The organism is Nocardioides sp. Z38_18 (assembly GCF_058215695.1).
In genome coordinates, this window is the sequence record NZ_JBZAJE010000002.1 from 333,088 (window position 1) to 346,288 (window position 13,201).

Annotated in this window: 10 protein-coding genes; 2 read left to right on the forward strand and 8 right to left on the reverse strand. The window is 70.8% G+C overall.

Annotated features, from left to right (window positions below; genetic code table 11):
- From AC4BGC_RS12745 to AC4BGC_RS12770, 6 genes are all read right to left on the reverse strand, one after another.
- Positions 1–1,905, reverse strand: a complete 1,905-nt coding sequence (locus AC4BGC_RS12745) for a CocE/NonD family hydrolase (RefSeq protein ID WP_490556135.1) — start codon at positions 1,903–1,905, stop codon at positions 1–3.
- 82 nt (positions 1,906–1,987) lie between these two features.
- Positions 1,988–3,010, reverse strand: coding sequence for an endonuclease/exonuclease/phosphatase family protein (locus AC4BGC_RS12750; protein WP_490556137.1), 1,023 nt, complete (start codon positions 3,008–3,010; stop codon positions 1,988–1,990).
- Positions 3,011–3,028: 18 nt separating this feature from the next.
- Positions 3,029–3,982: an electron transfer flavoprotein subunit alpha/FixB family protein gene (locus tag AC4BGC_RS12755; RefSeq protein WP_490548071.1), complete on the reverse strand. Its 954-nt coding sequence runs from the start codon at positions 3,980–3,982 to the stop codon at positions 3,029–3,031.
- Positions 3,983–4,024: 42 nt separating this feature from the next.
- Positions 4,025–4,819, reverse strand: a complete 795-nt coding sequence (locus AC4BGC_RS12760; RefSeq protein ID WP_490556139.1) for an electron transfer flavoprotein subunit beta/FixA family protein — start codon at positions 4,817–4,819, stop codon at positions 4,025–4,027.
- 184 nt (positions 4,820–5,003) lie between these two features.
- Positions 5,004–5,381: a hypothetical protein gene (locus tag AC4BGC_RS12765; RefSeq protein ID WP_490548069.1), complete on the reverse strand. Its 378-nt coding sequence runs from the start codon at positions 5,379–5,381 to the stop codon at positions 5,004–5,006.
- A 38-nt stretch (positions 5,382–5,419) separates the two neighbouring features.
- Positions 5,420–6,199 (reverse strand): enoyl-CoA hydratase/isomerase family protein, encoded by a 780-nt coding sequence (locus AC4BGC_RS12770; RefSeq protein ID WP_490556140.1) that lies wholly within the window; start codon positions 6,197–6,199, stop codon positions 5,420–5,422.
- A 110-nt stretch (positions 6,200–6,309) separates the two neighbouring features.
- Between AC4BGC_RS12770 and AC4BGC_RS12775 the strand changes: the two genes are divergently transcribed.
- Both AC4BGC_RS12775 and glgX read left to right on the forward strand, forming a co-directional pair.
- Positions 6,310–7,539, forward strand: a complete 1,230-nt coding sequence (locus tag AC4BGC_RS12775; protein ID WP_490556141.1) for an NRAMP family divalent metal transporter — start codon at positions 6,310–6,312, stop codon at positions 7,537–7,539.
- 31 nt (positions 7,540–7,570) lie between these two features.
- The gene (gene glgX, locus AC4BGC_RS12780; protein ID WP_490556142.1) at positions 7,571–9,754 is read left to right on the forward strand and encodes a glycogen debranching protein GlgX; all 2,184 of its coding nucleotides are present in this window, start codon (positions 7,571–7,573) and stop codon (positions 9,752–9,754) included.
- Positions 9,755–9,778: 24 nt separating this feature from the next.
- Here glgX and map read toward each other — a convergent pair whose 3' ends face one another.
- The gene (gene map / locus AC4BGC_RS12785) at positions 9,779–10,546 is read right to left on the reverse strand and encodes a type I methionyl aminopeptidase (protein ID WP_490556143.1); all 768 of its coding nucleotides are present in this window, start codon (positions 10,544–10,546) and stop codon (positions 9,779–9,781) included.
- Positions 10,547–10,555: 9 nt separating this feature from the next.
- The gene (gene glgP, locus AC4BGC_RS12790; protein ID WP_490556144.1) at positions 10,556–13,147 is read right to left on the reverse strand and encodes an alpha-glucan family phosphorylase; all 2,592 of its coding nucleotides are present in this window, start codon (positions 13,145–13,147) and stop codon (positions 10,556–10,558) included.
- Positions 13,148–13,201: the final 54 nt, after the last annotated feature.

A 13,201-nucleotide genomic window follows, 5' to 3' on the forward strand; every position in this document is an offset into this window, starting at 1 on the left:
TCACGGCTCGACGACCAGGTCCAGGAACGACGGGGTGGTCGCGTTGTGCTGGATCCGGTAGATCCCGCCGAGCAGGTTGCCCTGCAGCATGGGCGGCGGCAGCAGGTGCGGCGTGTCCCCGGTCTTGACCAGGATCCGCAGCTCGTGGCCCGCGGGGACGGTGTGGAAGACCGGGCGGATCTCCACGTCGTGGCGCACCGCCGGCCCCACGGGGACGGGCCGCGCGGACTCCTTGGTGTAGGCGCGGTGCGGCAGGATCCAGCCACCCGGGAGCCCGGGCCAGCTCTGCTCCTTCACGACCGTTCGCTGCGAGCCGAGGAGGTCGCCGCTGCTGATCTCCAGCGAGGTGCCGTCGGGAGCCACGTCCTGGAGGTCGACCGAGAGCATCGTGTCGGGGCGGGTCGAGGTCAGCTCCAGGGCCAGGCCCGCGGGGCCGGCCAGTCGCAGCGGCTTCGCCAGCGGGCCGGTGGTGTAGCTGACCTCACCGGGCTTGTCGAAGGCCGTGTCGGGGAAGGGCTTGCAGGCCTTGTACAGCTCCCGGAGCGCACCTGCTCCCCATTGGTTCAGCGAGGTGCTGCAGCCCAGCGAGAGCCCGGTGTAGGCGATCGTCGAGGAGCCGGTCGCGGCCGTCGGCTTCGCCGTGGCCAGCTTCCTTCCCGGCTGGAGGTGCAGTCGTCTCGTCGTACCGGCCTCGCTCGGGTAGGAGGCTCGGCGGTAGCTCGCGCCGCCGGGCTCGATGACCTGCATCGGCTTCCTCGTGTCCAGGATCCCGGTGTCCTTGCCCTTGAGCCACTGGTCGAACCAGGCCAGCTGCACCCGGTCCAGGTCCTGGCCCTCGCCCTGGTTGCCGTGGTCCCAGGGCCCGAACATCAGCTGGAACCGCGGCGAGACCGGCTGGTCGCGGAGCATCGGGGCCGTCACCGAGCGACCGGCCCAGGCGTTCTGGAGGCCGCTGTAGAGCAGCGGCTCACCTCGCTGGAAGACGTCGAAGAGGCCGCCGACGAGGTGCACCGCGACGCCGTTCCTCACGATCTGCGGGAGCACCCGCTGCGGGGCCCGGGCCTGCCAGTAGGCGCTGTCGTAGACGCGTCCCTGCTGGAGCACGGCGTCGAGGCCGGTCTGGAGCTCGAACGGGATGCCGGCCATCGCGTGCTCGACGGAGAGCAGCGCGGCCTCGAGTGGGTTGTCGGCCCGCTCCGCCAGCGGGGTGAGCGTGCGCAGGCCGAAGTACAGCGCGATCAGCCCCAGGCTGGACTCCATGTTGACCAGGCCACCGCTGGAGAACAGGTCACGGAACGGGTCGGCCGCGGTGGCGATCGGGAAGATCGCCTTGAGCGGGGAGTTCGGGCCCACCTCCGCGGCGGTGAACATCTGGTCGATTCCGAGGTAGGAGCCTCCGGTGGCACCCACCTTGCCGGTGCTGTTCGGGAGCTTCGCGGCCCAGCGCACCAGCTCGGCGCCGTCGCGCGCCTCCACCTCGCCGAAGAGCTGCGACTGCCCCTGGCTGCCGCCCGTGCCGGCGACGTCGACCACGGCGAAGATGTAGCCGCGCTTGATCAGGTAGGGGCTGGCCGGGTCCTGCACCTTCTTGCCGTACGGCGTCTGGACCAGGATGACCGGGAACGGTCCCTTCGCCGGGGTGCTCGTCCCGGGCTCCGCCGGCGCCAGCACCCGGGCGCGCAGCACGCGACCGTCGCGCATCGTGATCGGGATGTTCTCGGTGGTGACGATGTCGTAGCGCTCGGGCCCCGGCGCCCAGCCCGCCCCGGTCGCCGCAGTCGCCCCGGTCGCCGCCGTCTGGCCGAGCACCGGTGCCAGCACCGCCACCAGGGCGAGGACGGTGGCGGCGAGCGCGGCGCGGAACAGCCGCGTCCGGTCCTCGGGGCGCGAAGTGTGGTGGGTCACATCGCCTGTAACGTCCGGTGTATCTGTGAGTTACGCCTCGATTGGGATTCACTTCCCCGCGGACACGTCTCGGAACGCGCGCTCACCCGGGTGCGAGCAGCAGCCGTGCCACCAGTGCCTGGTGGTCGGAACCCGGCACCGTGTGCACGCTGGTGGACACGGCTGCGACCTCCTCGCTCAGCAGCACGTGGTCGATCGTGAGCAACCGCCAGGGCACCCGGCCCCCGGCCACCGACCTCTCCCCCGCCGTCGGCCAGGTCGGCTGCCAGCCTGCGTTCGCCTCCACCGCGGCACTGTGCAGCCCGGTGTCCAGCAGGTCGCGCATCACGCCGTGGTCGAGGGTGGCGTTGAAGTCGCCGACCAGCACCTGCGGTCCCCGCACCGCCGTGGTCGCGGCACGCAGCACCTCGAAGTCGTGGCGCCAGCCGGCGTTGCTGATCAGCGGCATCGTGGTGTGCACCGCCGTCAGCCAGAACGGCGTGGGAGCCGCCACCCACATCTGATGGGCTCCGGAGCCGACGTCGAGCTGCCGTTCCCGGCTCAGGGCGTACGCCGAGAGCACCACCGTGCCCCGGGCACCGCTCACGGCGCGACCGGCCTGGTGGGGCAACGCGCTGTCGGGACCACCGATCCCTCGGCTGGCGAGCGCCCGCACGGCCTCCGGCGTGGCCTCGGAGAGCACGACCACGTCGGGGTCCTCGCGCTCCACCATGCGAACCGTGGCCTCGAGGTCGGCACTGCCCAGCTGCAGGTTGAAGCCGATCACGACCAGGTCGGGATCCCCGGTCCCGGCTCTGCCGGCGAAGGACGGCGCCAGCCAGGCGGCGTGCAGCGCCAGCCCCGCCAGGGAGAGCACCACGCCCGTGGTGAGCACGCGTCGCGCGGTGGTGGTCGTCGCCCGGCGCTGCAGGCAGAGCAGCGTCACCAGGGCCAGCGCGTAGCCGAGCACCGCCCACGGGGCGAAGGAGGCGGTGAGCGCGAGGAGCTGCACCTCGGAGCCCAGCACCCTCGCCAGGGAAAGCACCAGGCAGCCGGCCAGGACCGCCAGGGCGACGAACGCCCCGGCGTACCTGACCGGCTGCCTGGTGGTGCTGAACGGTCTCACGACCGCACTGGGACCGGATCAGCCCTTGCGCTTGGTGATGTCCTCGGTGGCGGTGGGCAGCACCGTGTGCAGGTCACCCACGACGCCGAAGTCGACGAGCTCGAAGATCGGCGCCTCCTCGTCCTTGTTCACCGCGACGATGGTCTTGGAGGTCTGCATCCCCGCGCGGTGCTGGATGGCACCGGAGATGCCGGCCGCGATGTAGAGCTGGGGCGAGACGACCTTGCCGGTCTGGCCGATCTGGAAGGCGTGCGGCTTCCAGCCGGAGTCGACGGCCGCACGCGAGGCGCCGACAGCGGCACCGAGCGAGTCGGCGAAGTTGTCGACCTCGTCGAAGTTGCCGCCCGTGCCACGACCACCGGCGACCACGATCGCGGCCTCGGTGAGCTCGGGGCGACCCGATGCGGCGCGGGGCTGGGAGGCCACGATCTTGGCCTTCTTCGCCGAGTCGGAGATCGTCGCTGCGAACTCCTCCTTGGCGCCGGCACCCTCGGACTCCTCGGGAGCCGCGGAGTTGGGCTTGACCGTGATGATCGGGGTGCCGTGGGTGATCTTGGACTTGACGGTGTAGCTGCCGGCGAAGACCGACTGCGTGGTCACCGGGCCCTCCTGCACGTCCACGGCGTCGGTGATCACACCGGAGCCGAGCTTGATCGCGAGGCGGCCGGCGATCTCCTTGCCCTCGGAGTTCGACGGGATCAGGATCGCCGCCGGGCTCGTCTTCTCGGCGAGCTGCTGGAGCGCCTCGGCCTTGGGGGCCACGAGGTAGCCCTTGATCTGCGCGTCGTCGACGACGTAGACCTTCTCGGCGCCGTACTTCTTCACCGACTCCACGACACCGTCTGCGGCGTCAGCCGCACCGATGAACACCGCGGAGGGCTCACCGAGCCGCTTGGCGATGGTGAGCAGCTCGAGGGTGGGCTTGCGGACCTTGCCGCCGACATGGTCGACGAGTACCAGAACTTCAGACATTTCTTCGATTCCTCCGAAAGACTCAGCTGCGCAGAAGGGGGGTCAGATGAACTTCTTGGACGCGAGGAACTCGACGAGCGCCTTGGCGCCCGACCCGTCCTCGTCGGCGACGACCTCGCCCGCGGTGCGCGGCGGACGCTCCTCGGTGTCCTCGACCTGGGTCCAGGCGGCGGCGAGGCCGACCTCGCCCGCGTCGACGCCGATGTCGGCCAGCGACCAGGTCTCCAGCGGCTTCTTCTTCGCGGCCATGATGCCCTTGAAGGAGGGGTAGCGGGCCTCGCCGGACTGGTCGGTCACCGACAGCACGAGCGGTGCGGTGGCGCCGATGACCTCGGTGGAGGTGTCGCCGTCACGCTTGATCCGGAACTCCTTGCCCTGGCTCTCGATCACCGAGCCGAGCGTGACCTGCGGGAGGTCGAGGCGCTCGGCCAGCATCGCCGGGATCACGCTGCCGGTCGCGTCGGTCGAGGCCATGCCGCAGACGATCAGGTCGACCTCAGCCTCCTCGCCGAGCTTGCGGATCGCGCCGGCCAGCACCGCGGAGGTGCCGAGGTAGTCCGAGCCGGCGATCGCGTCGTCGACCACGTGGACGCCCTTGTCGGCACCCATCTGCAGCGCCTTCTTGATCGCGTCGGAGGCGCCCTCGGGACCGACGGTGAGCGCGGTCACCGTGGAGTCCTCGTTCTTCTCCTTGAGCTGCAGGGCCTGCTCGACGGCGTACTCGTCGAGCTCGGAGAGCAGACCGTCGACACCGACCCGGTCCACGGTGTTGTCGGACTCGAAGTGCCGATCGGCGGTTGCGTCGGGAACGTACTTCACACAGATGACAATGTTCATGACTCACACGGCCCGAAGTGGGCCCCTCCTGAACTAGAGACGGATGAGGTTTCTCGCGGAGAAGCTGCATGCTTTGCCGGCGGCCTCGGTTGAGGTTACCGCCGAGTTGCCTACCTGGGCACAGGTGCACCGGGTGGGGTCAGTCACAGTGATGCGACTGCCCGGGGAACGTTAGCCGGAAGGTCTAGCGCGAGCTCTTGGGCGCGATCACGTTCGCGAGCACCCGGCCGATCACCAGGTAGACGACCGCAGCGATGCCCCAGTTCAGCAGCGCGTTCTTCGCCTCGGCGTTCTTGCCGGTGAAGTCGAAGATGCCCTCGTCACGGCTGAACGGACCAGAGACCGCGTCGGCCACGCTGGTGATGAACTCGACGATCGTGTTCTGCTCGTTGATGTTGTTGCGCAGCACCACGAGCACCGCACCGAGGGCGAGGATGGTCGCCAGCGCCGCGAACACGATGCGTACGACGCGGGCCGCACGGGACCGGACCGCCGCCTGGGAAGCAGAGAACCGGTCCTTGCGGGTTCCCTCGGATTCGTCGGTGCTTGCTTTCGGCGACACGGGGCGCTCCTGGTGGTCAGCGAGATCGGATGAGGCGGTCAGCGACCCTCGAACTGGGCCTTGCCGGGCCCATTGTGGACGAAGGAGTCCATTCCTGCGCTGCGGTCTTGCGTAGCGAACAGGGCGGCGAACTGCTGGCGCTCGATCTCCAGGCCCGTGTCGAGGTCGACCTCGAGCCCCCGGTCGATCGATTCCTTGGCCGCGCGGACGGCGTACGTCGCCGCCTTGGTGAACTGCGCGGCCCAGGCCACCGCCTCGTCGTAGACCTGTTCGGCCGGCACGACCTTGTCCACGAGACCGATCCGCAGCGCCTCGTCGGCCTTCACGAAGCGGCCGGTGAAGATGATGTCCTTGGCCCGGCTGGGCCCGACGAGCCGGCTCAGCCGCTGGGTTCCGCCGGCTCCCGGGATGATCCCCAGCAGGATCTCCGGCTGGCCCAGCGTCGCGTTGTCGGCAGCGATCCGGATGTCGGCGCACAGCGCCAGCTCGCACCCACCGCCGAGGGCGTAGCCGGTGACCGCGGCCACGACGGGCTTGGGGATCCGGGCGACGGCGGTGAAGGAGCTGGTGAGGCCGTGGGAGCGCTTGACCATGTCGGTGTGCGACATCGCGGCCATCTCCTTGACGTCGGCCCCGGCCGCGAAGACGCGCTCGCCGCCGTAGATCACGACCGCCTTGACGTCGTCGCGCTCGGTCGCCTCGGCGGCGGCCGCGCGGATCTCCTCCTGCATCTGGGCGTCGAGCGCGTTCATCTTCGGGCGGTCCAACCGGATGGTGCCGACCCCGTCGGCGACCTCGAGACGGACGAACTCCCCCATGACTGCTCCTCACACGTAGACGGCTGTGCGGTCAACCTATCCCCGACCGGCCCGGTTCAACCTCCGGCGGACCTCTGGACCCGAGGGGCCGGCATTCATACGGTGGGTCGATGGCCCAGAGCACCGCGGCGGAGGCAGAGCCCCACGCACTGAGGTCCACCGGCCGGGTGGGCTTCCTGGGCGCCATGTTCCTGATGGCGACCTCGGCCATCGGGCCGGGATTCCTCACCCAGACCACGACGTTCACCGTCCAGCTCGGCGCCGCGTTCGCGTTCGCGATCCTGGTGTCCCTGCTCGTGGACGTGGCGATCCAGCTCAACGTCTGGCGCATCGTCGGAGTCTCCGGACGCCGGGCCCAGGACCTGGCGAACGCCGCGCTCCCCGGCAGCGGCTTCCTGCTCGCCGCGCTCGACGTCTTCGGCGGGCTGGTCTTCAACATCGGCAACGTCGCCGGCACCGCGCTCGGCCTCGAGGCGCTCTTCGGGCTCGACGTGGGGGTCGGCGGGGTCGTCTCGGCACTGGTCGCGGTCGCGGTGTTCCTGGTCCGCCGGGCCGGGTTGGCGATGGACCGGCTGGTGGTCCTGCTGGGCGTGCTGATGCTCGGGCTCACGACGTACGTCGCCATCAGCACCACCCCGCCGGTCGGGGACGCACTGGTGCAGTCCGTGGCGCCGGAGACGATCAGCTTCCTCGCGATCACCACGCTGATCGGCGGCACCGTCGGTGGCTACATCGTGTACGCCGGCGCGCACCGCCTCGTCGACAACGGGATCCAGGGCGTGGAGAACGTCCGCGAGATCACCCGCGCCTCGGTCCTCGGCATCGCGATCACCGGGCTGATGCGGGTGGCGCTGTTCCTCGCGGTCCTCGGCGTGGTCACCTCAGGGGCCTCCATCGACGAGGGAAACCCCACCGCCTCCGCCTTCGACGCGGCGCTCGGCGACGTGGGCAAGATCGTGTTCGGCGCGGTGATCTGGAGCGCGGCGATCACGTCGGTGATCGGGGCGTCGTACACCTCGACCTCGTTCCTGAAGGTCCTCGGCGGGTGGGTCACCCGGTGGGAGCGGTGGATCGTGGTCGGCTTCATCGCCACCTCGACGCTGCTGTTCCTGCTGCTCGGGGCCGAGCCGGTGAAGCTGCTGGTCTTCGCCGGCGCCTTCAACGGGCTGATCCTGCCTGTGGGCCTCGGGCTGCTGCTCTGGGTCGCCGCCCGCCGCCGGGACCTGATGGACGGCTACCGCTACCCGAGGTGGCTGATCGCGATCGGCGCCGCGGCCTGGGTGCTGACCATCTACCTCGGCTACGAGTCGCTGACCGGGCTCGGGGACCTGTTCGCCTGACCCACCTCGCCCGGGGGACATAATCAGCCGAATGACTCCAGGGACGTGGTCGGCGACCGACGAGAGCGTCGCGGTGTGGCCCGGGCGCGCCTGGCCGCTCGGCGCGGCCTGGAGCGAGGAGTCCACCAACTTCGCGGTGTACTCCCCCGAGGCGACCGCGCTGTGGGTGGCGCTGTTCGACGAGGACCCCGCCACCGGCGAGCTGGTGGAGACGCGGTTCGAGCTCACCGAGCACACGCTCGGGATCTGGCACGGAGCGCTGCCCGACCTTCCCCGGGGCCAGCGCTACGGGTTCCGCGCCGACGGCCCGTGGGACCCCGACGCCGGACTGCGGTTCAACGCCGCCAAGCTGCTGCTCGATCCCTACGCCCGCGCGGTCTCCGGCGGGTTCCGCACCGACCCGGCGGTCTTCGGGCACGTGCGCACCGACGACGGGGTGGACCACCTCTCCCTGCGCGACGACCGCGACTCCGCGCCGTACGTCGGCAAGGCGGTCGTGGTCCACGACGAGTTCGACTGGGGCGAGGACCGCCCGATGCAGCGGCGCTGGCGCGACACCGTCATCTACGAGCTGCACGTCAAGGGCTTCACGAAGCTGCACGACCGGGTCCCCGAGGAGCTGCGCGGCACGTACGCCGGGCTCGGGCACCGGGTCGTCACCGACTACCTCAACGACCTCGGCGTGACCGCGGTGGAGCTGCTGCCCGTCCACGAGTTCGTCTCCGAGCCGCGGCTCGCGGAGCTCGGCCTGACCAACTACTGGGGCTACAACTCCCTCGGCTACTTCGCCCCGCACGCGGCGTACTCCTCCTCCGGCGACCGCGGCCAGCAGGTCACCGAGTTCAAGCAGATGGTCAAGGACCTGCACGCCGCGGGGATCGAGGTGATCCTCGACGTGGTCTACAACCACACCGCCGAGGCCGGGGCGGACGGGCCGACGCTGAGCTTCCGCGGGCTCGACGACCTCGGCTACTACGCCCGCAGCTCCCCCGACCCCCGCGACCGGCACCAGCCGGACACCTACTGGGACATCACCGGCTGCGGCAACACCGTGGCTGCCGACCACCCGCCTGCGCTGCGGCTGATCCTGGACTCGCTGCGCTACTGGGTCACCGAGATGCACGTCGACGGGTTCCGGTTCGACCTGGCCTCGGCCCTGGCCCGAACCGGCCACGAGGTCGACATGGCCTGCCACTTCCTGACCACGATCGGGCAGGACCCCGTGCTGCGGCACGTGAAGCTGATCGCCGAGCCGTGGGACGTCTCCAGCGACGGCTACCGCGTCGGGGAGTTCCCGCCGCCGTGGGTGGAGTGGAACGACCAGTACCGCGACACGATGCGCGACTTCTGGCGCTCCTCCGGCGACGGCGTGCGGACCGTGGCCACCCGGCTGGCGGGCTCCTCGGACCTCTACCTCGACGACGGCCGGTCGCCGTACGCGTCGATCAACTTCATCACCGCCCACGACGGCTTCACCCTGCGCGACCTGGTCTCCTACGACCACAAGCACAACGAGGCCAACGGGGAGGGCAACCGGGACGGCACCGGCAACAACCGCTCCTGGAACTGCGGCGTCGAGGGCGAGACCGACGACCCCGAAGTGATCGCGCTGCGGCACCGCCAGGCCGCGAACCTGATCGCGACGCTGTGCCTGTCCGCCGGGGTGCCGATGATCACCGCCGGCGACGAGCGCGGCCGCACCCAGCGCGGGAACAACAACCCCTACAACCAGGACAACGAGATCTCCTGGGTCGACTGGCGACCCGACGACGCCTGGCTCGGCACCTTCGACATCACCCGGGCGGCGCTGCGGATCCGCCGCGACCACCCTGCTCTGCGGCAGCGGCACTGGTTCGAGGGCCGTCCCACGATCGTCGGCGGACCCAAGGACCTGGCCTGGATCCACCCCTCGGGCCGCGAGATGACCGGCGACGACTGGCTCGACGGCGGCCTGCACGTGATCGGGATGTTCGTCTCCGGCGACCCGCTCCGCTCCCCCGGCCCGCGCGGGGAGCAGCAGCACGACAGCAGCTTCCTGCTCTGGCTCAACGGCTCGCCGCAGGAGTGCACCGTCACCTTCCCCTCCAACCAGTGGGTCCAGCGCGGCGTCGTCGTGCTCTCCACCGACCCGGGCAACCCGATCGGGGTCGAGGTCACCGCCGGCGCCAGCACCGTGCTGGCGGCGCGGAGCCTGGTGCTGCTCGAGCAGACCTGAGCCGGCGTACGCCGGGCCGCGGGATCAGTCGCGGGCGGTGAGGACGAGCGGCTCGCCCTCGGTGACGGCGATCGTGTGCTCGGAGTGGGCGCCCCGGGAGCCGTCGCGGCTGCGGATCGTCCAGCCGTCCTTGTCGGTGTAGATCTCGTCGGTGGTGTGCAGGAACCACGGCTCGATGGCGATCACGAGGCCGGGCCGGAGGGCGTAGCCGCGACCGGGCCGGCCGTCGTTGGCCACGTGCAGGTCGCCGTGCATGGTGCGTCCCACGCTGTGCCCGCCGAACTGGAGGTTCACCTTGAGCCCCTCGGCGTGGGCGACCTCGCCGATGGCCGCGGAGATGTCGCCGAGCCGGTTGCCGGGGACAGCGGCGGCGATGCCGGCGTCGAGCGCACGGCGGGTGGTGTCGATCAGCGCGAGGTCGCGCGGGTCCGGCGTACCGACGACCAGGCTGAGCGCGGAGTCCGAGACCCACCCGTCGACCGAGCAGGCGAAGTCGAGGCTGAGCAGGTCACCGTCGCGCAGGGCGTAGTCGTGGGGCAGGCCGTGCAGGACGGCGTCGTTGACCGAGGTGCACAGCGACTTGCCGAACGGCATCGCCCCGAAGGACGGGTGGTAGTCCACGTAGCAGGAGACCGCGCCCCGCTCGCGGATCATCCGTGCAGCGAGCGCGTCGAGGTCGAGCAGGTTCACGCCCACGTCGGCCGCCGCCTCGAGTGCGGTGAGCACCTCGGCGACGAACCGGCCGGCCGGCTTCATCTGCTCGATCTCGGCCGGGCTGCGTAACTCGATCACGTGGCGAGCCTAGGCCAGGACCACCAGACCGAGCTCGGCCGGCGAGGCCAGCGCGGGGTGCCGGGGCAGGACCCGCACCGTGTAGCCGAACGAGCCGGCGCGGTTGAGCTGGACGTGCCCGTCGAAGCGGTAGCGGCCGCCCTCGTAGTTCTCCCCCGGGGTGAGCGAGGTGGTCGTGGTGTCGACGAGCTCGTCCTCGCCCCTGACCCGGCCGTGCACCACCTCGACGTCGACGTCGTCGGGCGAGAGGCTGCCGAGCGAGACGAAGACGTGCAGGTCCATCCCGCCGCCGATCTCCGGGGCGTCGGAGAGGCCCTCGGTCTCCACGTGGTCGATGTGCACGCCGGACCAGCCGGCGAGCACGCGCGACTTCCATCCCGCGAGGTCGGTGGCCCCGGCGTAGGAGTCGTTCATCGCCCGCGAGGAGAGCGCCGCAGGGGCGTAGAGCCGCTCGACGTACTCGCGCAGCATCCGCGTGGAGAGCACCTTGGGGCCGAGCGACTTCAGCGTGTGCCGGACCATCTCGATCCACCGGGGCGGCACGCCGGTCTCGTCGAGGTCGTAGAACCTCGGCGCGACCTCGTTCTCGATCAGTTCGTAGAGCGCGTTCGCCTCGAGGTCGTCACGCAGGTCGGGGTCCTCGACACCGTCGGCCGACGGGATCGCCCAGCCGTTGCTGCCGTCGTACCACTCGTCCCACCAGCCGTCGAGGATGGAGAGGTTCAGGCCGCCGTTGAGGGCCGCCTTCATCCCCGAGGTGCCGCAGGCCTCGTAGGGCCGCAGCGGGTTGTTCAGCCACACGTCGCAGCCGGGGTAGAGCGGCTGCGCCATCGCGATGTCGTAGTTGGGCAGGTAGGCGACGCGGTGCCGGACCTCGGGGTCGTCGGCGAGCTGCACGATCGCCTGGATCAGCTTCTTGCCGCCGTCGTCGGCGGGGTGCGCCTTGCCGGCCATGATCAGCTGCACGGGCCGTTCCGGGTGCAGCAGCAGGCGCTTGAGCCGCTCGGGGTCGCTGAGCATCAAGGTGAGCCGCTTGTACGACGCCGCCCGCCGGGCGAACCCGATCGTGAGCACGTCGGGGTCCAGGGCCGTCTCGGTCCAGCCGAGCTCCGCCTGGGACTGGCCTCGCTTGATGCAGGACTTGCGGAGCCGGGCGCGGGCGTCGAGGACGAGGCGCTGGCGCAGCTCGCGCTTGGTCGCCCACAGGTCGACCGACGGGACCTCGTCGACGACGTTCCAGACGTCGGCGGCGTCGGAATCGGTGTTCGCACCCTGCTTGCGGGCGAGCTCGAAGACCTCGCGCGCCACCCAGGTGGGAGCATGCACGCCGTTGGTGATCGAGGTGATCGGGACCTCGGCCTCGTCGAAGGCCGGCCACAGCCCGTTGAACATGCCCCGGCTGACCTCACCGTGCAGCTCGGAGACGCCGTTGGCGCGCTGGGCGAGCCGGAAGCCCATCACGGCCATGTTGAACACGCCGCTGTCACCACCGCTGTAGTCCTCGGCGCCGAGCCGCAGGATCCGGTCGGTGGGTACGCCGGCCACCGGGCTCTGCGCGCCGAAGTACTGCTCGATCAGCTCGCGGGGGAACCGGTCGATCCCGGCGGGGACGGGGGTGTGCGTGGTGAACACCGTGCCGGCGCGGGTGACCTCGACGGCCGTGTCGAAGTCGAGCCCGGGCCCGCCCTCGGCGACGGTCAGCTCGCGGATCCGCTCGAGCCCGAGGAAGCCGGCGTGGCCCTCGTTGGTGTGGAACACCTCCGGGTCCTCGGCGCCGGTGATCCGGGAGAAGGCGCGCAGGGCACGGACGCCGCCCACGCCGAGCAGCAGCTCCTGGAGCAGCCGGTGCTCGGTGGTGCCGCCGTAGAGCCGGTCGGTGATCTCCCGCAGCGGGCCGGGGTTCTCCTCGATGTCGGTGTCGAGCAGCAGCAGCGGGACCCGGCCGACGTGGGCGACGAACACCCGCGCGGTCAGCTCGGCGTCCCCCGGGACGGAGATGTGCACGTGGGCGGGCGTGCCGTCGGCCTCGCGCAGCAGCGTGATCGGCAGGCCGTCGGGGTCCAGCACGGGGTAGCTCTCCAGCTGCCAGCCCTCGCGGGAGAACTGCTGGCGGAAGTAGCCGTACTTGTAGAGCAGGCCGACGCCGATCAGCGGCACCCCGAGGTCGCTGGCGGTCTTGAGGTGGTCACCGGCGAGGATGCCGAGACCGCCGGAGTACTGCGGCAGCACCGAGGTGATGCCGTACTCCGGGGAGAAGTAGGCGATCGCCTTCGGCAGCGCAGCGCCCTCGTCAGCCCGCTTCTGGGCCTCCTGGAACCACCGGTCGCCGGTGAGGTAGCCCTGCAGGTCGGCCTCGGCAGCGCCGAGCAGCTGCAGGAACGTCGCGTCGCCGGACAGCTCCTCGAGCCGGGCGGTGGACACGGCGCCGAGCGTCTTGACCGGGTCGTGGCCGCTCTCGCGCCAGATCTCGGGATCCAGCGCCGCGAACACGTCCTGGGTCTCCGGGCTCCACGACCACCGCAGGTTGGTGGCCAGGTCCCCCAGCGCTCGCAGCGGCTCCGGCAGCACCGGACGGACGGTGAATCGTCGAATGGCTCGCACCGGAGCACGCTAACCCAACTCTTGGAACGATCAAACCGTGGGTTGCATCACGCC